This is a genomic window from Brevibacterium litoralis, from assembly GCF_040212315.1.
GTDB lineage: Bacteria > Actinomycetota > Actinomycetes > Actinomycetales > Brevibacteriaceae > Brevibacterium > Brevibacterium litoralis.
Genome location: NZ_JBDIUY010000028.1, coordinates 193,583 through 213,143 on the forward strand (window position 1 = coordinate 193,583; position 19,561 = coordinate 213,143).

At 68.8% G+C, this 19,561-nt stretch carries 15 protein-coding genes and 1 tRNA gene; 4 read left to right on the plus strand and 12 right to left on the minus strand.

Annotated features, from left to right (window positions below):
- Nucleotides 1-34: 34 nt before the first annotated feature.
- The 4 genes from eno to mfd all read right to left on the minus strand — a co-directional run bounded on the left by eno (nt 35) and on the right by mfd (nt 6,709).
- Complete coding sequence (gene eno, locus AAD496_RS10985) at nt 35-1,315, minus strand: phosphopyruvate hydratase (RefSeq protein WP_349828775.1); 1,281 nt, start codon at nt 1,313-1,315, stop codon at nt 35-37.
- Between the two features lie 165 nt (nt 1,316-1,480).
- Nucleotides 1,481-2,266, minus strand: a complete 786-nt coding sequence (locus AAD496_RS10990; protein ID WP_349828776.1) for a tyrosine-protein phosphatase — start codon at nt 2,264-2,266, stop codon at nt 1,481-1,483.
- Complete coding sequence (locus AAD496_RS10995) at nt 2,259-3,023, minus strand: MazG nucleotide pyrophosphohydrolase domain-containing protein (protein ID WP_349828777.1); 765 nt, start codon at nt 3,021-3,023, stop codon at nt 2,259-2,261. Before AAD496_RS10995 ends, AAD496_RS10990 begins: the two co-directional genes overlap by 8 nt.
- Nucleotides 3,020-6,709, minus strand: a complete 3,690-nt coding sequence (mfd, locus tag AAD496_RS11000; protein ID WP_433913759.1) for a transcription-repair coupling factor — start codon at nt 6,707-6,709, stop codon at nt 3,020-3,022. The genes AAD496_RS10995 and mfd overlap by 4 nt, the downstream gene beginning before the upstream one ends.
- A gap of 96 nt (nt 6,710-6,805) precedes the next feature.
- Between mfd and AAD496_RS11005 the strand changes: the two genes are divergently transcribed.
- Nucleotides 6,806-7,480, plus strand: a complete 675-nt coding sequence (locus tag AAD496_RS11005) for a rhomboid family intramembrane serine protease (protein ID WP_349828778.1) — start codon at nt 6,806-6,808, stop codon at nt 7,478-7,480.
- A 189-nt stretch (nt 7,481-7,669) separates the two neighbouring features.
- Here AAD496_RS11005 and AAD496_RS11010 read toward each other — a convergent pair whose 3' ends face one another.
- The gene (locus tag AAD496_RS11010) at nt 7,670-8,647 is read right to left on the minus strand and encodes a hypothetical protein (RefSeq protein WP_349828779.1); all 978 of its coding nucleotides are present in this window, start codon (nt 8,645-8,647) and stop codon (nt 7,670-7,672) included.
- A 357-nt stretch (nt 8,648-9,004) separates the two neighbouring features.
- Here AAD496_RS11010 and AAD496_RS11015 point away from each other — a divergent pair, with 357 nt between their 5' ends.
- The gene (locus AAD496_RS11015; RefSeq protein WP_349828780.1) at nt 9,005-9,268 is read left to right on the plus strand and encodes a hypothetical protein; all 264 of its coding nucleotides are present in this window, start codon (nt 9,005-9,007) and stop codon (nt 9,266-9,268) included.
- 145 nt (nt 9,269-9,413) lie between these two features.
- Here AAD496_RS11015 and AAD496_RS11020 read toward each other — a convergent pair whose 3' ends face one another.
- The 6 genes from AAD496_RS11020 to AAD496_RS11045 form a co-directional block, all read right to left on the minus strand.
- Complete coding sequence (locus tag AAD496_RS11020) at nt 9,414-11,801, minus strand: ATP-binding cassette domain-containing protein (protein WP_349828781.1); 2,388 nt, start codon at nt 11,799-11,801, stop codon at nt 9,414-9,416.
- Nucleotides 11,802-11,963: 162 nt separating this feature from the next.
- Nucleotides 11,964-12,557, minus strand: a complete 594-nt coding sequence (pth, locus tag AAD496_RS11025) for an aminoacyl-tRNA hydrolase (protein WP_349828782.1) — start codon at nt 12,555-12,557, stop codon at nt 11,964-11,966.
- A 145-nt stretch (nt 12,558-12,702) separates the two neighbouring features.
- Complete coding sequence (locus AAD496_RS11030) at nt 12,703-13,314, minus strand: 50S ribosomal protein L25/general stress protein Ctc (protein WP_349828783.1); 612 nt, start codon at nt 13,312-13,314, stop codon at nt 12,703-12,705.
- A 296-nt stretch (nt 13,315-13,610) separates the two neighbouring features.
- On the minus strand, nt 13,611-14,588 hold the full coding sequence (locus tag AAD496_RS11035; protein ID WP_349828785.1) for a ribose-phosphate diphosphokinase: 978 nt from the start codon (nt 14,586-14,588) through the stop codon (nt 13,611-13,613).
- The gene (gene glmU, locus AAD496_RS11040) at nt 14,585-16,084 is read right to left on the minus strand and encodes a bifunctional UDP-N-acetylglucosamine diphosphorylase/glucosamine-1-phosphate N-acetyltransferase GlmU (RefSeq protein WP_349828786.1); all 1,500 of its coding nucleotides are present in this window, start codon (nt 16,082-16,084) and stop codon (nt 14,585-14,587) included. Before glmU ends, AAD496_RS11035 begins: the two co-directional genes overlap by 4 nt.
- 32 nt (nt 16,085-16,116) lie before the next feature.
- A tRNA-Gln gene (locus AAD496_RS11045) sits at nt 16,117-16,188 on the minus strand.
- A 101-nt stretch (nt 16,189-16,289) separates the two neighbouring features.
- Between AAD496_RS11045 and AAD496_RS11050 the strand changes: the two genes are divergently transcribed.
- Complete coding sequence (locus AAD496_RS11050) at nt 16,290-16,655, plus strand: hypothetical protein (RefSeq protein ID WP_349828787.1); 366 nt, start codon at nt 16,290-16,292, stop codon at nt 16,653-16,655.
- 136 nt (nt 16,656-16,791) lie between these two features.
- Nucleotides 16,792-19,281 carry a DNA helicase PcrA gene (pcrA, locus tag AAD496_RS11055; protein ID WP_349828788.1) on the plus strand — a complete coding sequence of 830 codons (2,490 nt, stop codon included), beginning with the start codon at nt 16,792-16,794 and terminating at the stop codon, nt 19,279-19,281.
- Between the two features lie 110 nt (nt 19,282-19,391).
- Here pcrA and AAD496_RS11060 read toward each other — a convergent pair.
- Nucleotides 19,392-19,561: hypothetical protein (locus tag AAD496_RS11060; RefSeq protein ID WP_349828793.1), on the minus strand; the 170-nt coding region annotated here is incomplete at its 5' end.

A 19,561-nucleotide genomic window follows, 5' to 3' on the forward strand; every position in this document is an offset into this window, starting at 1 on the left:
CCGGTGGGGTGCCGGGGCTCGGGCGGCGTTCGGCTCAGCCGCGGAAGCGGGGGAAGGCGGAGCGGCCGGCGTAGCGCGCCTGGTCGCCCAGCTGCTCCTCGATGCGCAGCAGCTGGTTGTACTTGGCCACACGCTCGGAGCGGGCCGGGGCACCGGTCTTGATCTGGCCGGCGTTCGTGGCGACGGCCAGGTCGGCGATGGTCGTGTCCTCGGTCTCGCCGGAGCGGTGGGAGACCATCGCGGTGTACTGGTGGGTCTGCGCCATCGAGATGGCGTCGAAGGTCTCGGTGAGCGAACCGATCTGGTTGACCTTGACGAGCAGCGAGTTGGCCGCACCCTCGTCGATGCCACGGCGCAGGCGGGAGGGGTTGGTGACGAACAGGTCGTCGCCCACGATCTGCACCTTGTCGCCGATGGCGGAGGTGAGCGTCACCCAGCCGTCCCAGTCGTTCTCGTCCAGCGGGTCCTCGATGGAGACGAGGGGGTACGTGGCGACGAGGTCGGCGTAGTAGTCGCTCATGTCCTGGGCGGACTTGGTCGTGCCCTCGAAGGAGTAGCCGCCCTCGGAGAAGAACTCGGAGGAGGCGACGTCGAGGGCGAGCGCGATCTCCTCGCCGGGCTTGCGGCCGGCCTTCTGGATCGCCTCGACGATGAGGTCGAGGGCCTCGGCGTTGGAGTCGAGGTTCGGGGCGAAACCGCCCTCGTCACCGAGGCCGGTGGACAGGCCGCGCTCCTTGAGGACGGCCTTGAGGGCGTGGTACACCTCGGCGCCCCAGCGCAGCGCCTCGCGGAAGGTGGCCGCACCGATCGGCGCGATCATGAACTCCTGGATGTCGACGTTGGAGTCCGCGTGGGACCCACCGTTGAGGATGTTCATCATCGGCACCGGCAGCACGTGGGCGTTCGGACCGCCCAGGTACTTGTACAGCGGCAGATCGGCGGAGTTCGCGGCGGCGCGGGCCACGGCCAGGGAGGTGCCGAGGATGGCGTTGGCGCCCAGGCGGGCCTTGTTCTCGGTGCCGTCCAGGTCGATCATCGACTGGTCGACCAGGCGCTGGTCGTCGGCGTCGATCCCGGCGATCGCCTCGTGGATCTCGTCGAGGACCGCGTCCACGGCCTTCTCGACACCCTTGCCCAGGTACCGGCCGGAGTCGCCGTCACGCAGTTCGACGGCCTCCCATTCACCGGTCGAGGCGCCCGAGGGGACGTCCGCACGCCCCACCGAACCGTCTTCGAGCAGGACCTCCACCTCGATGGTGGGGTTGCCGCGGGAATCCAGAATCTCTCGTGCGTTGGCTGCGATGATCTCGGCCACGTGATCTCTCCTTCGTCCGTCCGCTCGCTCGGCGGACCTGCGTGGACCCCACGGTGCGGGGGTGACATACCGCATCACACTCTAGTGGAGGGGCCGGACACCGTGTCGCTCCGGCACCGGGCTCCTCTCGAATTCCCGGTCCAGGTCACGTACGCGCGACTACCCTCACCCCAGGAGACGGTCTCGGAGGCGGCCGGGGACGCGGTCGTCCAGGCCGTGCTCGAGCAGGTAGCCCTCGACTGACCCGAACCGGTCGTCGATTCCCGCGAGCGTCGACTCCATGAGTTCGCGCGGCGCCTGGGTGGCGGTCTTCGACAGGTCGGCGACGATGCCGGCCGCCGCGAACCGCGTCTGGAGCGCCGCGACGAAGTCCGCCCCGAGGAACCTCTCCGTCGCCGCGTAGTCGTCGAGCACCGTCTGGCGCCCGACACCGAGGAGTTCGAGCAGGAACGCCGCGACCATCCCCGTCCGATCCTTACCCGCCGAGCAGTGGAAGACCGCAGGGTCCTCAGCCTCGGCGAGCACCGTGAGGATCTCCGCGAACCGCTCCCCCGCCTCCTCGATCATGAGCCCGTAGATGGTGGGCAGGGACCGGTCGGGCAGGCGGAAGGCGAGCGCGTCCTCCGGGTCCATCGGGTAGTAGCGGTCGAGGAACACCGGCATACCGAGGTGCTCGATGTCGGTGCCGTCGAGAGCATCCGGTGCGTGCCGCCCTTCCTGGGTCTCCCGCAGGTCGAGGACCGTCCGCACGCCCCGGGCCACGAGTTCGGCCCGGTCACCGTCGGTGAGGTTGGCCAGCCCGTCGGCCCGGTGAACGAGCCCGGTGCGGACCCGGTGACCGTCGGCCGTCGCCCAGCCGCCGACGTCACGGACGTTGAAGGTGCCCTCCAGGGGCACGTGGATGGGCAGATCGGGCTCGGTCGCGGTTTCCGTGGTGGTGCCGTCAGTCATGGGACTCCTCGGGGGTGTTGACCTCGACGGTACGTCGTTCGTGCTCCTCGGTGGCGTTCCGCAGCGCCGCCTCAGGGTCGATCCCCGCCTCCTTCGCCTCCGCGACGAGCGCGAGCAACCGCTCCCCCAGGTCGACGCCCGCGATCGGCGCGTTCCTCGCCTCCAGGCGTTCGACCCGGTCGAGCACCGCGTGCGCCCGGCTGAGCGCCGGCACCGAGCGCGGCACCGAGTCGAAGGACTGCCGCAGCCGGGAGGCCACGGTGTCGGCGGACGGGGAGGGCGCCTCGGCGGCGGATGTGCCGGCGACCTTCTCCGCGCGTTCGGCGGCCTTCACCGCCTCGTAACGGCGCTCGACCTCGTCGATCGGCACCGGCCCGTCGGAGTCGAAGACGTGCGGGTGACGACGGACCAGCTTGGCCCGCAGGCCCTCCTGGACGCGCCGGAACGCCGCACCGCTGCCCGGTTCCCCCGCCGCCTCGTCGATGAGCGAGGCGTGGAAGAGAACCTGGTAGAGCACGTCGCCCAATTCGTTCTCGATCTCCGTGCGCTCCCCGTGGTCGAGGGCGGCCAGCAGTTCGTGGGTCTCCTCCAGCAGGAACTTCTGGAGCGAGTGGTGCGTGTGCGCCGAGGCCCACGGGCAACGGTCACGGATGTACCCCATGACGGCGGGCAGGTCGAGGGACGCCACGTCGGGGCGGTCCCAGGTGCGCGCTGACCCCGTGGGTACCTCATCCATGGACACCGGGCCGCCCGTCATGCGGCGGTCTCCGGCTTCGGCAGCGGCAGGATCGCGTCGAGGAACTGGGTGGTCCAGCGCAGGAGCGCGGCGTCGGTGAGTTCGTTCGCCGTGAAACCCTCCCCGTCCTTCGGCGCCGGGACGACGATCGAGCGGACCGCGGGCTTGAGCAACGACTTGGGGTACATGCGCTTGAGGCGGGCGATCTGCGACTCGGCGAGTTCGACCGGCCCGAAGCGGATGTTGTTGCCCTGTTTGACGATCTCGTGGACGCCCGAGGCGCGCGCCCGGATCCGCAGCCGGGCGACGTCGGCGAGGACCGCCACGGCGTCCGGGTAGGGCCCGTACCGGTCGACGAGTTCCGCCAGCACCTCCTGCACCTGGTCCTCGTCCGCGGCACCGGCGAGCTTGCGGTAGGCCTCCAGGCGCAGCCGCTCGTGCTCGACGTAGTCGGTGGGCAGGTGGGCGTCGATGGGCAGCTCGATGCGCATCTCCGCCTCTTCCTCCTCGCCCTCGCCACGGAAGTTCGCGACCGCCTCGCCGACCAGACGCACGTAGAGGTCGAAGCCGACGCCCTCGATGTGGCCGGACTGCTGGCCGCCCAGCAGGTTGCCCGCGCCGCGGATCTCCAGGTCCTTCATCGCGATCTGCATGCCCGCACCGAGCTCCGTGTGGCTGGCCAGCGTCTGCAGACGGTCGTAGGCCGTCTCCGTGAGGGTCTGGTCGCCCGGCCACAGGAAGTACGAGTACGCCCGCTCACGCCCGCGGCCCACACGGCCACGCAACTGGTGGAGCTGGGACAGGCCCATCCGGTCGGCACGGTCGATGATGAGGGTGTTCGCGTTCGCGATGTCGAGGCCCGTCTCGACGATCGTCGTGCACACCAGCACGTCGTACTTCTTCTCCCAGAAGTCGACGATCACCTGCTCCAGGCGCTGCTCGCTCATCTTGCCGTGGGCCACCGCGATCCGGGCCTCCGGCACGAGTTCCGCCAGGTGGCCGGCCACCCGCTCGATGTCCTGGACCTTGTTGTGGACGTAGAACACCTGGCCCTCGCGCATCAGCTCACGCCGGATCGCCGCGGTCACCTGTTTGTCCTCGTACTTGCCGACATAGGTGAGGACGGGGTGACGTTCCTCCGGCGGGGTCGCGAGCGTCGACATCTCACGGATGCCGGTGACGGCCATCTCCAGGGTGCGTGGGATCGGGGTGGCGGACATGGCGAGCACGTCGACGTTGGTGCGCAGCTGCGTGAGCGTCTCCTTGTGCTCGACACCGAACCGCTGCTCCTCGTCGATGATGACGAGCCCCAAGTCCTTGAACCGCACCTCCCCGGAGAGCAGGCGGTGCGTTCCGATGACGACGTCGATCTTCCCGTCGGCCAGGTCCTTCTTCACCTTCTCCGCCTCCGCGTTCGACTGGAAGCGCGAGAGGTACCCGACGTTCACCGGGAATCCGGAGTACCGCTCGGTGAAGGTCTGCAGGTGCTGCTGGACGAGCAGCGTGGTGGGCACGAGCACCGCCACCTGTTTGCCGTCCTGCACCGCCTTGAAGGCCGTACGCACCGCGACCTCCGTCTTGCCGTAGCCGACGTCGCCGCAGACCAGACGGTCCATCGGCACGGTCTTCTCCATGTCGGCCTTGACCTCGTCGATCGTGGTGAGCTGGTCCGGCGTCTCGTTGTACGCGAAGGCGTCCTCCAGCTCCCGCTGCCACGGGGTGTCCGGGCTGAAGGCGTGGCCCTTCGTGGCCTGCCGGGCGGAGTAGAGCCGGATGAGCTCCCCGGCGATCTCCTTGACCGCCTTCTTCGCCTTCGACTTCGTCTTCTGCCAGTCGGCCCCGCCCATCTTGTTGAGGCTCGGGTTCTCACCACCCACGTACCGGGTGACCTGGTCGAGCGCGTCCGAGGGCACGTACAGGCGGTCACCGGGCTGCCCCCGCTTCGACGAGGCGTACTCGACGACCAGGTACTCCCGCGTGTGCTGCTCGCCGCGCCGACCCATGGTCCGCTGGACCATCTCGACGAACCGGCCCACACCGTGCTGCTCGTGGACGATGAAGTCCCCGGGCCGCAGGTCCAGCGGGTCGACCTGGTTGCGCTTGCGGCGCGCGGGAAGGCGGCGCATGTCCCGCGTCGAGGCGGCGGCCGCCCGCCCGAGGACGTCGGCCTCCGTGAGGACCGCGAGCTTGAGGTTCTCCAACACGAACCCGCCGTAGGCCGCGGCCGTCGTCACCGACACCGTGCCAGGGGTCCCCTCCGAGGTGAGGTCGTCGTGGAGTGAGGCGGGCACCTCGGCCTCGCCGAACACCTCCACCAGGCGCTTGGCCGGGCCCATGCCCTCGGTGAGCACGTGGACCGTCCACTCCGCGTGGACGAGGCCGCGCAGGTCGGCGAGCACCGCCTCGACGTCACCGGCGTAGCCGCGCGGTTCCCGGCCCGGCACCTCGAGGACGCGGCGGTTCCCGGCGGGGGTGCCGGGCGCCTCGGCGGCGCCGTCCCCCGCTGCCGAGGCGCCCGCGAGTTCCGCGTCGACCCCGAGTCCGCCCATCTCCCACCAGGGCAGACCGAGGACGCCCGCGGCCTCGCGGGTCTGGTCGAGGGTGCGGAAGCTCGCGGCGGACAGGTCGATGGGGGCGTCTCCCCCGCCGGCGGCCGAGGCCCAGGCGGCCTCGAGGAACTCCTCGGTCGTGGACACGAGGTCCTCGGCGCGGGCCTCGACCTTCTCCGGGGAGACGAGGACGACGCGGCTGTGCTCCGGGACGACGGCGAGGAGGGGCTCCATGCCGTCGGCGAGGACCGGGGCGAGGGACTCCATGCCCTCGACCGCGATGCCCTCGGCGAGCTTCTCCAGCATGTCCCGGGCGCCGGGCAACTGATCGGCGAGCGTCCGGGCGCGGTCGCGGACGGAGGCCGAGAGGAGGACCTCGCGGCAGGCCGGGGCCCACAGGGTGTACTCGGCACCCTCGGCGGTCGGCATCGACCGCTGGTCGGCCACGGAGAAGGGGCGGATCTCGTCGATCTCGTCGTCGAAGAACTCGATGCGCAGGGCGTGGTCGTCCGTCGGCGGGAAGATGTCGAGGATCCCGCCGCGGACCGCGTACTCACCCCGCCGCGAGACCATGTCGACACGGCTGTACGCGAGCGAGGAGAGACGTTCGGCCAGGTCGGGCAGGTCCGCCCGGTCGCCCACGCGCAGGTGGACGGGTTCGAGCTCACCCAGACCCTTGACCAGCGGCTGGAGCAGGGCGCGGACGGGGGCTGTGACGACCCGCAACCGCGCGCGGTCCGAGGCGTGGGCCAGGCGCCGGAGCACGGACAGACGCTGGCCGACGGTGTCGGAGCGGGGCGAGAGCTTCTCGTGCGGCAGGGTCTCCCAACTGGGGAAGAACGCGACCGAGTCGTCGGGCAGGTGGTCCTTCAGCGCCGTGGAGAGTTCCTCGGCCTCACGTCCGGTGGCGGTGACGGCGAGGACGATGCCGGGGGTGGTGCCGTCGGTGAGGGTGTCGGGGGTGGAGGGCGCCTCGGCGGCGGTGCCGTTCGTGGTGGAGGTGCCGGTGATGCCGGTGGCGCCGGCGAGGAGGAGGGGGCGCAGTCCCTTCACCACGCCGATGGAACCCCCGGGGGACGTCCCGTCGGACAGTTCGGCGATCGCGGTGGCGATCGCGGGTTCGGTGGACGTCGTGGAGTGCAGACCCGTCAAAGACACGCCCACCAGTCTAGGACCTCGGGGGTTTTCGGATTCCCCGGGGATGTCCGGAGAACCCCCGGGTGGCGTGCGGGGTGGTCTGGGACACTGGGGCGCATGAGCTCGCAGAACCCGCTGAACGCGTACGGCCCGTCCGGCTCTCGGGGAGGGTCCGCCGGATCCTCTCGTGGCGAGATGGTCCGGAGCACCGCACGCACCTCGGTCGTCCGGCTCGCGCAGCCGGTCGGCCTGCTCGTGTTCATGTGGTTGATCCGAGCCTTCGACTGGGTGCTGCCGGGCACCTTCAACACCTACGGCATCCGGTCCTGGGACCCGACGAGTGTGTTCGGGATCGTCGCCTCTCCGGTCCTGCACTCCGGGTGGCCGCACCTCATCTCGAACACGGTGCCGTTCCTGGTGCTCGGGCTGCTCGTCGCCCTGGACGGGGTGCGCCGCTTCTGGCTCGTCACGGTGATCGTCGCGGTCGTCTCGGCGGTCGGGACCTGGGTGGTGAACGTGCCGGGGACGCTCACGGTCGGGGCCTCGGGGTTGGTGTTCGGGTACTTCGGGTACCTGCTGGTCCGTGCCTTCATCGCCCGCTCGCTCGGGCACGCGATCCTCTACGCGGTCATCGCTCTCGTGGTCGGGGTCGCCTACGGCAGCTCGATGGTCGTCGGGATCCTGCCGATCCATCAGGGCATCAGTTGGCAGGCACACTTCTTCGGCGCGGTCGGCGGCGGCCTGGCCGTCTGGCTCTTCCGCCCCCGCAAGGAGGCGAGCGCCGGATCCTGATCCGGGTCCGGCCGGTCCCGGAGGCGTCTGCCGCTGGTCCGCACCCTCGCTCAGGCGGCTCGGCGCGGCGTCGACCCATGTTTGCGAGGTAATCGTCATTTCGCAGAGCTCTTGTCTCGCGGTCCTGCACGACGACGAGACATCTGCCCCGTCGAACGACATCAACCTCGCAGTCGACCCGGGGCGGTATCACTTCCGGGCGTTCTGGAGAGTCCGTCGGAAGAGGTCGAGGTCGAGAACCGTCTCCCAGTCGACGTGGACCGGGAACCAGCCGGCACGGAGGAGCGCCTGGTCACGCCTGTACTGCTCTTTGAGACTCGCCCGACCCTCGGGGGTCTTTTCGAAGTACTTCCCGTACCCGTCGAACTCCAGTGCCACACGCGTCGAGTGATTCGCGAAGTCGATGCGACGGCGACCGATGTCCGTCTCGATCCACACCTGTTGTCCCCATTGGTCGACGATGCCGAGTCTGTGGAGCGCCACCCGGGTCAGTGATTCACCGACGCTCTCCGACAGGCCGCTCGCCAGCGCAGCGACGGCCCGGACATCGCGGCGGTGTGCGCGCGGATGGTCCACCAGACACGATTCCAGATCGACCCGCTCCAACTTCTCGGCGCGGATCGCCGCGTCCGCCATCGGGAGTCCCAGTTTCAGACCTTCGTCCGCCCCGATGTCCAGACACGTCCGCGCAATGCTCGTCATCGCACGTCCTCCGACCTCCACCATGTGCCCGGGCGAGATCTCGTCCATCCCGAACCACCGGACGACCCCACTCGATTGATTTCTCCCCGGCCGGGTCACATCGATCGTGGGCGCGGAGGGCAGGGCGGATTCGAGCCCCAGGAGGTGTGCCGCCGTGCGATGCGAGTAGAACCAGGTGCCCCGAGCAGCCACGGCATCTCGCTGCGGCGACACCTCGAAGGCGTGAATGAGCACCGTGCGCATCAGTTTGTCGCGGACGACAGGCGACCCCGACGCAAGTCGTTTGAGGACCGTGAGATCCTTCTTGTCCAGCAGGTCGCTGGTCTGAGAATGCCTCCGACATTCACGGTTGATGCGGTACACACCGCGGAGAACCGGCTCCAGACAACACCGGAGCAGGTGTTCCCGACCTTTCCGGGTCACCCCACGGTCGACGAGTTTGCGGGACGAGAGCACGAGAGTCATGTCCCGACCTTGTCCTGCACATCTCTCACCGTCACGCCCCGTCCTCGGCCTGTGGATCGCCCGCTCGCGGTCCACAGGACGGGACACACATGGTCACGCGGTTGTCCACACCTGGGGAGATCACAGTCCTGGACCTGTGACCTGGGGGTTCGTCGCCATACTCTGTCCGAACGCCATTCAATACGACTTCCGGCTCTTCGGCCACGCACGATCGGCGGTTCGTCCACATCACGATTGCGCACCGTCGTGGTCAGGAAGGTACCGACAGGGCACGTGCAGTGGGAGACTGATGAAGACCGACACACTCACCGGCACCAGCCCCAGACACCGGTGAACCGCTGACGAGGAAGGCCCGCCGTGACCGGAGAGAACCCGCTCCTCCCCGCTGCCTACGACATCGTCTGGACGTGCGGTTCCGTGATCGCCCTGGTGCTCCTCGTCTGGGCTCTCGTCCGGTGGTTCCGCATCCGGTCCCATTCGAACTCCGTCCTCACGGACCTCGTCACGATTGCAGCCTTCGTGATCTTCCCCCTCATCGGACCGGCCGCCTATCTCATCGCGACGTGGAACAGGCGCCGCACGGGCGCGACGACTGCCCCGGCGAACGCGTCGACGGTCTGAGACGCCTGCGCGACCCGCACTGGTTCCCGACTGCGAGGGAAACGTCGTCACGCAGGGCTCTTGTCTCGTAGTCCTGTACGACTACGGGACATCTGCCTCGTCGAACGACGTCGACCTCGCAATCTCGCACGGGAGGGCTCCGCGCTCAGCCGACGTACGCGGCCAGGAACTCACCGGTCACCGTCGAATCCGCCGCCTCGACCATCTGCCGGGGCGTGCCCTCGAAGACGATCCGGCCACCCTCGCGGCCTGCTCCTGGGCCGAGGTCGATGACGTGATCGGCATGGGCGACGACCGCCAGGTGGTGCTCGACGACGATGACCGACCGACCGCCGTCGACCAGACGGTCGAGGAGATCGAGCAGGGCTGCGACGTCCGCGAGGTGGAGACCGGTCGTCGGCTCGTCGAGGACGAGTACCTTCCCCTTCTCGCCGAGCGCGACCGCGAGCTTCAGTCGCTGCCGCTCACCCCCGGACAGGGTGTTGAGCGACTGCCCGAGCTTCACGTACCCGAGCCCCACCTCGTCGAGGCGACTGAGAACCGTATGTGCCTTCGGGACCGGCGCCTCGCCACCCTCCGACTTCTTCGCGACGAAGGCCCGGGCCTGTGCGACGGACATGTCGAGGACCTCGGCGATGTTCCTGCCGCCCAGACGCATGTCGAGCACCTCGTCCTTGAACCGACGGCCCTCGCAGACCTCGCAGGGACCGGCAGTACCCGCCATGAGACCCAGGTCGACGAACACCTGACCGGCACCCTTGCAATTCTCACAGGCACCGTCCGAGTTGGCGCTGAACAGACCGGGCTTCACCCCGTTGGCCTTCGCGAAGGACGACCTGATCGGGTCGAGGACCCCGGTGTAGGTCCCCGGGTTGGAGCGCCTCGAACCGCGGATGGCCGACTGGTCGAGGACGACGACGTCCTCTCGTGGGGCGGTCCCGTCGTGGACGATCCCCTCGTCGACGAGCGTGCTCTTGCCGGATCCGGCCACCCCGGTGACGGCGCAGAGGACCCCGAGCGGCACGTCCACGTCGACGTCACGCAGGTTGTTCCGCCCGGCCCCGCGCACGGACAGGACCCCGGTCGCAGGCCGCACGGTGTCCTTGAGCTCCGCCCGGTACCCGAGGTGTTCGCCGGTGAGCGTCCCCGACTCCAGCAGCCCGTCGACGGTCCCCTCGTACTGGAGGGAACCACCCTCCGTGCCGGCGCGTGGGCCCAGGTCGACGACGTGGTCGGCGATCCGGATCGTCTCCGGCTTGTGCTCGACGACGAGCACCGTGTTGCCCTTGTCCCGCAGACGCAGGAGCAGATCGTTCATCCGGTGGATGTCGTGCGGGTGGAGTCCGACCGTCGGTTCGTCGAAGACGTAGGTGATGTCGGTGAGGCTCGATCCCAGGTGACGCACGAGCTTGACCCGCTGCGCCTCGCCGCCGGAGAGCGTGCCACTGGGCCGGTCGAGTGACAGGTAGCCGAGGCCCACCTCCCGGAAGGCGTCGACCGTCTCGACGAGTGTCGCCACGAGGGGTTCGACCCCGGTCGTGTCGACCGACTCCAGCCATTCCGGCAGGTCGCTGATCTGCCGTTCCGTCACCTGCCCGATGTGCAGACCGCCGATGAGCGCCGAGCGCGAGACCTCGTTCAGCCGGTACCCCTCGCAATCCGGACAGGTCCGGAACACGGCGATCCGGTCGACGAAGGCACGCACGTGCGGTTGCAGGGCGTCCCGGTCCTTCGACAGGAAGGACTTCTGCACCCTCGAGAGCAGGCCCTCGTACGTGAAGTTCGTCCCGGAGATGTTCACCTTGCCGGGCTCGCGTTCCAGGAGGTCGTGACGCTCCTGGGCCGTGTAGTCCCGGATCTTCTTGTCCGGATCGAAGAACCCGGTCTCCGTGAGGGACCGGACCGACCAGCCGCCGGGCTTGTACCCCGGGATGAGCACCGCGCCGTCGTTGAGGCTCAGGTCCTCGTCGATGATCCCGGAGATGTCGATGTCCGAGACCTCGCCCGTCCCCTCACAGCCGGCGCACATACCGCCCTGCCGGAAGTAGGTGGTCTTCTCCTTCTTCGCCTTCGTGTTCCGGTGCACGGTCGCGGCACCCGCCGCCGACACCGAGGCGGTGTTGAACGAGAAGGCCGCCGGACCACCGACGTGGGGTTCCGCCTTCTTCGCATAGAGGAGGCGCAACAGCGTGTACGCGTCCGAGACCGTCCCGACCGTCGACCGGTTGTTGGGTGTCAGACGTTCCTGGTCGACGACGATCGCCGGTGTCAACCCTTCCAGGTGGTCGACGTCGGGCCGGGCGACCTGCGGCATGAAGCCCTGGACGAAGGCGCTGTACGTCTCGTTGATGAGCCGCTGCGATTCCGCGGCGAGGGTGCCGAACACGAGCGAGCTCTTGCCCGAACCAGACACTCCGGTGAAGACCGTCAGGCGCCGTTTGAGGATCGTGAGGTCGAACCCGGTGAGGTTGTTCTCGCGGGCCCCGTGGACCCGGATCTCGTCATGGGCGTCAGCGGCGATCGGTGTCGTCATACCGCCAGATTAGGCCACTCGTGTCGGACGCTGACCCGCCTACGAGAGAGATGTCGTTCGACGAAGCAGAAGTCTCGTAGTCCTGGACGACGACGAGACAAGAGTCCTGCGAAACGACATCTACCTCGTCATCCCGGACCACACCCCGCCGGCGGGCACCCCTCAGCGGGAGTGGTACTTCTGCTGGGTCTCCGTGAGGCCCTCGGTGAGCAGCATCTCGACGGCGTCGGCGATGTCGGAGACGAAGATCGGCAGGTCCTTGCGCTCGGCGGCCGAGAAGGGCTTGAGCACGTAGTCCGCGGTGTCCTGGCGCCCCGGGGGCCGACCCACACCGGCACGCACCCGCAGGTAGTCCTTGGTCCCCAACGACTTCGTCATCGACCGCAGACCGTTGTGGCCACCCTCGCCGCCGCCACGCTTGAGCTTGATCGAGTCGAACGGCAGGTCGACGTCGTCGTGGATCGCCACGACGTGCTCGGGATCGACCGAGTAGAAGTTCGCCAACTGCGAGACCGGCCCACCCGACTCGTTCATGTACGTGAGCGACTTGGCGAGCACCACTCGCGGACCCGGCAGCCCGCCGTTCGAGCCCAACCGCCCCTCGCTCACGACGGCCCGCGCCTTGCTGCGGCCCAGCTTCCCACCGGTCCGCGCCACCAGCTCGTCGATCACCATGTGGCCGATGTTGTGCCGCGTCGCCGCATACCTGTCGCCCGGATTGCCCAGGCCGATGACGATCCACCTGTCGTCGCTCACGTCTCCCGCTGTCCTTCTCTCGTACTCCCGGACCCCGCACACGACTCGGGGCGGGCACCGTCATACGGTACCCGCCCCGGTCGGTGTCCTCTCCCGTCCGACCTACGCTCAGCGCGCGGACCCGGTCGGAAGAGGAGGGCCGTGATCAGTCCTCGGACTTCTCTTCGCCCTCGGCGGTCTCGCCCTCGGCGGCCTCGTCCGACTCCTCGCCCAGGTCCTGCTCGACCTCGGCGAAGATGTTGACGAGCAGGGAGTCGGCGTCCTGCGCCAGCTCGATGCCGGCGGGCAGCTCGACGTCACCGGCGAGCACGTGCTCGCCGGCTTCCTTGCCCTCGATGGAGACCGTGAAGGAATCCGGGAGGTGGGTGGCCTCGGCGAGCACCGTGACGGTGTTCTGCTCGACGGAGGACAGGTTGCCGGAGAACGGCTCGCCCTCGACGTGCAGCGGGACCTCGACCTCGATCTTCTCGCCCTTCTTCACGAGGACGAGGTCCAGGTGCTGGTAGGAGCGGTGGATCGGGTGGTACTGGTAGTCCTTGACGACGGCCTGCTCGGTCTTGTTCGGACCCTCGAGCTTGAGCAGCGGGTTCGACAGCTTCATGGCCATCATCGTGGCGTGGCCGTCGAGGACCAGGTGGACCGGGTCGGTGCCGTGGCCGTAGAGGACCGCGGGGACCTTGCCGGCGCGGCGGAGACGGCGGGCGGCGCCCTTGCCGAACTCCTCGCGCAGCTCGACCTGGAGAGTGTAGTCAGCCATGGGAACTCCTTCGTGTGATGTTCTTCTTCGACACCACGGCGAACGAGGTCGTGCGTGTCGGAGCGAACCATGGGCGCCGACCACCTGGTCGGGCACCGGGCACGGTGTGTTCCGGCTGCAGAACCGCGTCGATCACGGAAGCCCGTGAAGGGCCTCCCTCGCCGAGGCAACCGTTCAAGGATAGGGCAGGGCACCTCGGGAGCGAAATCCTGCACATGCAGAAGGGATGCACCTCACAGTGGAGATGCATCCCTTCTGCATGCCGGGATCCGCGGCTCACACCGCGGCGACCCGACTCAGATGTTGAACAGCGAGGTGACCGAACCGTCGACGAACACCTGCTGCACGGCGCTGGCGAGCAGCGGAGCGATGGACAGCTCGGTGAGCTTGTCGAACTTCTTCTCCTCGTCGAGGGGCAGCGTGTTCGTCACGATGACCTCCTCGGCGACCGAGTTCGACAGGCGCTCGACGGCGGGGCCGGAGAACACGGCGTGCGTCGAGACGATGACCACGCCCTTGGCGCCGGCGTTCATGCAGGCCTCGGCGGCCTGGACGATCGTGCCACCGGTGTCGATCATGTCGTCGACGAGCACGCACATGCGGCCGGCGACGTCACCGACGACGCGGTTGGCCTTCGTCTGGTTCGGCCGGTTGATGTCACGGGTCTTGTGGATGAAGGACAGCGGTGCGCCACCGAGCGAGGCCGACCAGTTCTCCGCGACCTTGATGCGACCGGCGTCCGGGGAGACGACCGCCAGGTCGTGCTGCGAGTATTTGTCGCGCACATAGTTGGCGAGGATCGGCAGGGCGACCAGGTGGTCCACGGGTCCGTCGAAGAAGCCCTGGATCTGGGCGGTGTGCAGGTCGACCGTGATGACGCGGTCGGCACCGGCGGTCTTGAACAGGTCCGCCATGAGACGGGCCGAGATGGGCTCGCGGCCGCGGTGCTTCTTGTCCTGGCGGGCGTAGGGGAAGAAGGGCGCGATGACGGTGATCCGCTTGGCCGACGCACGCTTGAGCGCGTCGAGCATGATGAGCTGCTCCATCACCCAGTCGTTGATGGGCGAGCAGTGCGACTGCATGACGAAGACGTCCTTGCCGCGCACGGACTCGCCGAACCGCACGTAGATCTCGCCGTTGGCGAAGTTGTAGACGTCCGTGGGCAGTAGCTCCGTGCCGAGCTCGGCGGCGACCTGCTCCGCCAGCTCCATGTTCGCCCTACCGGTGACGAGGGCGAGACTCTTCTCGCCCGGGGTCGTGATCGACGCGCTCACTTGTCCTCCGTGTCCTTCTGTGCAGACCCGTTCTGCGCAGTCCGTGCGGTGTCTTCTGCCTCCAGGGCCGCTCGGGCGGCCTCGGCGGCGGGTGTACCCGGACGCTTGTCCAGGACCCAGCCCTCGGTGATGCGCTGAGGGGCGTAGGTCTGGGCGAGCGCGCCTGCGGGCACGTCCTTCCGGATCACTGTACCGGCACCGGAGTAGGCGCCGTCGCCCACTGTGACAGGTGCAACGAACATCGTGTCCGAGCCGGTGCGCACGTGTGAGCCGATCGTCGTGTGGTGCTTGTTCACCCCGTCGTAGTTGACGAAGACGGAGGAGGCTCCGATGTTCGAGTGCTCACCGATCGTCGCGTCACCCACGTAGCTGAGGTGCGGCACCTTCGACCCGGTCCCGATCCGTGCGTTCTTCGTCTCGACGAAGGCGCCGATCTTGCCCTCGATGCCGAGCACCGTGCCCGGCCGCAGGTAGGCGAAGGGCCCGACGGTCGCGTTCTCACCCACGACGGCGAGGTTCCCGTGGGTCCGCACCACCTGGGCGTATGCGTGCACCTCGGTGTCGGTGAGCGTCGTGTCCGGGCCGACGACGGCGCCGGTCGCCACGTCGCAGGCGCCGTGGAGCTGGACGCCGGGCAGGATCGTCACGTCCTCGGCGAGGGTGACGTCCGCGTCGATCCACGTGGTGTCCGGGTCGACGACGGTGACGCCGGCGCGCATCCAGTCCTCGACGATCCGCCGATTGAGCTCCTTGCCGAGCGTGGCCAACTGCACACGGTCGTTCGCGCCCTCGACCTGCCACACGTCCTCGGTGGTGAGCGCGGACACAGCTCCCCCGTCGCCGCGGGCGATCCCGATGACGTCGGTGAGATACTTCTCGTTCTGCGCGTTGTCGGTGGTGACCCGCGGCAGTGCGTCGCGGAGCACGGCGGCGTCGAAGGCGTAGATCCCGGAGTTGATCTCGGTGATCGCCTTCTCGTCCTCGCTCGCGTCCTTCTCCTCGACGATCCGTTCCAGGGCCCCGGCCGCGTCGCGGACGATGCGGCCGTAGCCACGGGGGCGGGACACCTCGGCGGAAAGGACGGTGACGGCGTGGCCGTTGTCCTCGTGGAAGGCCACCAGGTGCCCGAGCGTGGCCGAGGTGAGCAGCGGGACGTCGCCGTAGGTGACGACGACGGTGCCGGTCAGGTCGTCCGGCAACTGGGTGAGCGCGCACTCGGCGGCCCGGCCGGTGCCCGGGACGTCGTCCTGGTCGGCGACGAGGACCGACCGGTCGAGGACCTCGGAGATACCGGCCACGTGCTCGGCGACCTGCTCACGGGCGTGCCGCAGCACGACGACCAGGTGCTCGGGGCCCGACCGTGCCGCCGCGGAGATCGCGTGGTGCAGCAGCGACCTGCCGCCGATCGGATGCATCACCTTGGGGGTGGAGGACTTCATCCGCGTGCCCTGCCCTGCGGCGAGGACGATCACGGCGGCTGGACGGTGCTGGGTCATGTGTGGATTCTCCTGTCACCGGGTCGGTGTCGCTCCGCCCAAAGGATTCGAACCTTTACTGCACGGCTCCAAAGGCCGGCGTGCTGCCATTACACCAGGGCGGACCACGCGCGAGCGGGCCGGTGCACGGTCCCGGGCGGACGGGACCGTCGGGGCCCGCCGGCCGAGCGCGGACGTCATCCATCCTGCCACTAGACTTCGGGGCATGGAAATCCTCATGGACGTGCTCGTACTGCTGCACCTGCTCGGAATGGCTATCATCGTCGGTTCCTACTTCGCCCACGTGAAGTCCCCCAAGGTGGTGGCCGGCATGCTGCACGGCACCTACCTGCAGCTCGTCACCGGCCTCGCGATGGTCGCGATCCTGTCCGTCATGGGCGCGGATCTCAACCATGTGGCCGTCACGCTCAAGGTGCTCCTCGCCGTCGCGGTGTGGGTCTTCGCGTTCCTCGGTCGCCGCAAGGAGAAGGCCGCCGACCCGGACGCCTCCCCGCACCCCTCCGCGCTCTTCTCGCACCTCACCGGCGGCGCGGCGGTCCTCGCCGTCATCGTCGCCGTGTTCGTCCTCTGACCTCCCCCGCTCCCGAGGTGCCCTGACCCGATCCCCGACGCCCCGTCCTTCTCGGACGGGGCGTCGTCGTGTCCGGGGCCGACACCCCGTCCGGGGCAGGAGCGTGTCCGAGGCGTCCCCTAGACTTCACGGCACCATGACTTCACCGTTCGATTTCCTCAACGCGCCCGCCTCGACGTCCACCCCTGCCGCACCCGTGCCACCGGTCACGGACCGGCCGGGGACGGACGTGGAGTCGGCGGGACAGGGCGCCTCGGGAGCGGCGGACCTCATGGAGGGCCTCAACCCGCAGCAGGCCCGGGCGGTCGAGTACAACGGTGGGCCCTTGCTCATCGTCGCCGGCGCCGGGTCCGGCAAGACGACGGTCCTCACCCGCAGGATCGCCCATGCCTTGCGGACCGGGCAGGCTCACCCGGGTCAGGTACTGGCGATCACCTTCACGAACAAGGCCGCGCGGGAGATGCAGGAGCGCATCACCGACCTCGTGGGGCCCCGCGCCCGGTCGATGTGGATCTCGACCTTCCACTCGGCCTGCGTCCGGATCCTCCGGCGGGAGGCGAAGACGCTGGGCATGAAGTCGAACTTCACCATCTACGACTCGCAGGACTCCCAGCGGCTCATCACCCAGGTGATGCGGGAGGCCGGGCTCGACTCGAAGAAGTTCACCCCGCGGTCGGTGCAGAACCGGATCTCGAACCTCAAGAACGACCTGCTCACGGTCGACGACTTCTCAGCCCGGGCCCAGGAGAACAACCCCGCGGACCGCACGGTGTTGGAGGTCTACCGGCGCTACCAGGAGCGGTTGCGGCTGGCCAACGCCTTCGACTTCGACGACCTCATCATGGAGACGGTCCACCTGCTCGGGGCCTTCGACGACGTCGCCGCCTACTACCGCAGCCGGTTCGCGCACATCCTCGTCGACGAGTACCAGGACACGAACCCGGCGCAGTACGAGCTGATCCGTGCACTCGCCGGGGCGGACCTCCCACAGCCGACCGCGGAACTCACCGTCGTCGGTGACGCCGACCAGTCTATCTACGCCTTCCGCGGGGCGACGGTACGCAACATCGTCGAGTTCGAGGAGGACTTCCCCCAGGCGGAGACCATCCTGCTGGAGCAGAACTACCGGTCCACACAGAACATCCTGTCGGCGGCCAATGCCGTCATCGGCCACAACGACGACCGCAAGGCCAAGAACCTGTGGACCGACAGCGGAGCCGGGGAACCGGTGGTCGGCTACGTCGCCGACACCGAACAGGACGAGGGCCGGTTCGTCGTCGAGACGATCGACGACCTCATGGACACCGACGGCCTCACCTACGGCGACTTCGCGGTCTTCTACCGGACGAACGCCCAGTCCCGGTCGATCGAGGACGCCCTGGTGCGCGCCGGGCTGCCCTACAAGGTCGTCGGGGGCACGCGGTTCTACGAGCGCAAGGAGATCAAGGACGCGATGGCGTACCTGCGCGTCGTCGCGAACCCGGACGACGACGTCAACCTGCGCCGGATCCTGAACGTCCCCAAGCGCGGGATCGGTGACCGTTCCGAGGCGCTCATCGGCTCCTTCGCCGAGCGGGAACGGATCAGCTTCTGGGAAGCGCTGCGCCGGGCCGAGGAGGCCCCGGGTGTCTCCACCCGCACCCTCAAGCCGCTGCAGACCTTCCTCGCACTCATGGACGACCTCCGGGCCCTGACCGAGGGGGCGACCGCGCCCTCCCGTGTCCTCGAGGCGATCCTCGAACAGTCGGGCTACCTGGCGGAGCTCCACACGAGCACCGACCCGCAGGACGAGTCCCGGGTCGACAACCTCGCCGAGCTCGTGGCCGTCGCCGAGGAGTTCCACCGCAACGACCCCGAGGCGACCCTCGACGACTTCCTCGAACAGGTGGCCCTCGCCTCGGACACGGACAACATCCCGGACCCGGAGGCCGGCGAGGTCACCCTCATGACACTCCACACGGCCAAGGGACTGGAGTTCCCCGTCGTGTTCCTCACGGGCATGGAGGACGGCACCTTCCCGCACCAGCGGTCCTTCGACACCCGCACGGAGATGAACGAGGAACGCCGCCTCGCCTATGTCGGCCTCACCCGGGCCAAGAAGCGGCTGTACCTCACCCGGGCGGAGACCCGCAGCATGTGGGGCCAGCCGCGGTACAACCCGCCCAGCCGGTTCCTCGGGGAGATCCCGGAGAACCTCATCGACTGGAAGCGACTGGGATCCTTCACCGGGGGTGCCGGGGCACTCTCCGGTGGGCCCGGCTACGGGGACGAGGACGGGTTCGGTGCGTCGTACGGCGGCAACGCCTTCGGTGGTGGCCGTTCCGGCGGGTACACCGGTAGCTACGCGGGTCCCGGTCGGGGCCCGGCCCGCGGTGGCGCCGGTGGTCGCGGCTCCCGCTCGAAGGCGAACAGTTCCTCGCCTGCCGGTGGGTTCCCCAACCGCATCCGCCCCAACCGCGAGATGGTCCACGTGGAGCCCGGCGACAAGGTGACCCACGAGTCCTTCGGTCTCGGCGCGGTCGTCGAGGTCAAGGGCGCAGGTGACAAGACGGTTGCTGTCGTCGACTTCGGCTCCGCCGGCACCAAGCGCCTGCTCATGCGCTACGCCCCGGTCGAGAAACTCTGACCACCCGGCGGCAGGCCGTCCCGGCCCGCTGAATGCGCAAGGCCCCCTGAGATGTTCATCTCAGGGGGCCTTGCGCATTCAGCGGGCCGGGACGGCCTGCCGCCGGGTGGTCAGAGTTTCTCGACCGGGGCGTAGCGCATGAGCAGGCGCTTGGTGCCGGCGGAGCCGAAGTCGACGACAGCAACCGTCTTGTCACCTGCGCCCTTGACCTCGACGACCGCGCCGAGACCGAAGGACTCGTGGGTCACCTTGTCGCCGGGCTCCACGTGGACCATCTCGC

Excerpts from the sequence above, each read along its gene's own strand:
- pcrA (WP_349828788.1), top strand. The coding sequence starts at position 16,792 with ATGACTTCACCGTTCGATTTCCTCAACGCGCCCGCCTCGACGTCCACC.
- AAD496_RS11050 (WP_349828787.1), top strand. The coding sequence starts at position 16,290 with ATGGAAATCCTCATGGACGTGCTCGTACTGCTGCACCTGCTCGGAATG.
- AAD496_RS10990 (WP_349828776.1), bottom strand. The coding sequence starts at position 2,266 with ATGACTGACGGCACCACCACGGAAACCGCGACCGAGCCCGATCTGCCC.
- AAD496_RS11005 (WP_349828778.1), top strand. The coding sequence starts at position 6,806 with ATGAGCTCGCAGAACCCGCTGAACGCGTACGGCCCGTCCGGCTCTCGG.
- AAD496_RS11020 (WP_349828781.1), bottom strand. The coding sequence starts at position 11,801 with ATGACGACACCGATCGCCGCTGACGCCCATGACGAGATCCGGGTCCAC.
- AAD496_RS10995 (WP_349828777.1), bottom strand. The coding sequence starts at position 3,023 with ATGACGGGCGGCCCGGTGTCCATGGATGAGGTACCCACGGGGTCAGCG.
- AAD496_RS11010 (WP_349828779.1), bottom strand. The coding sequence starts at position 8,647 with ATGACTCTCGTGCTCTCGTCCCGCAAACTCGTCGACCGTGGGGTGACC.
- AAD496_RS11030 (WP_349828783.1), bottom strand. The coding sequence starts at position 13,314 with ATGGCTGACTACACTCTCCAGGTCGAGCTGCGCGAGGAGTTCGGCAAG.
- glmU (WP_349828786.1), bottom strand. The coding sequence starts at position 16,084 with ATGACCCAGCACCGTCCAGCCGCCGTGATCGTCCTCGCCGCAGGGCAG.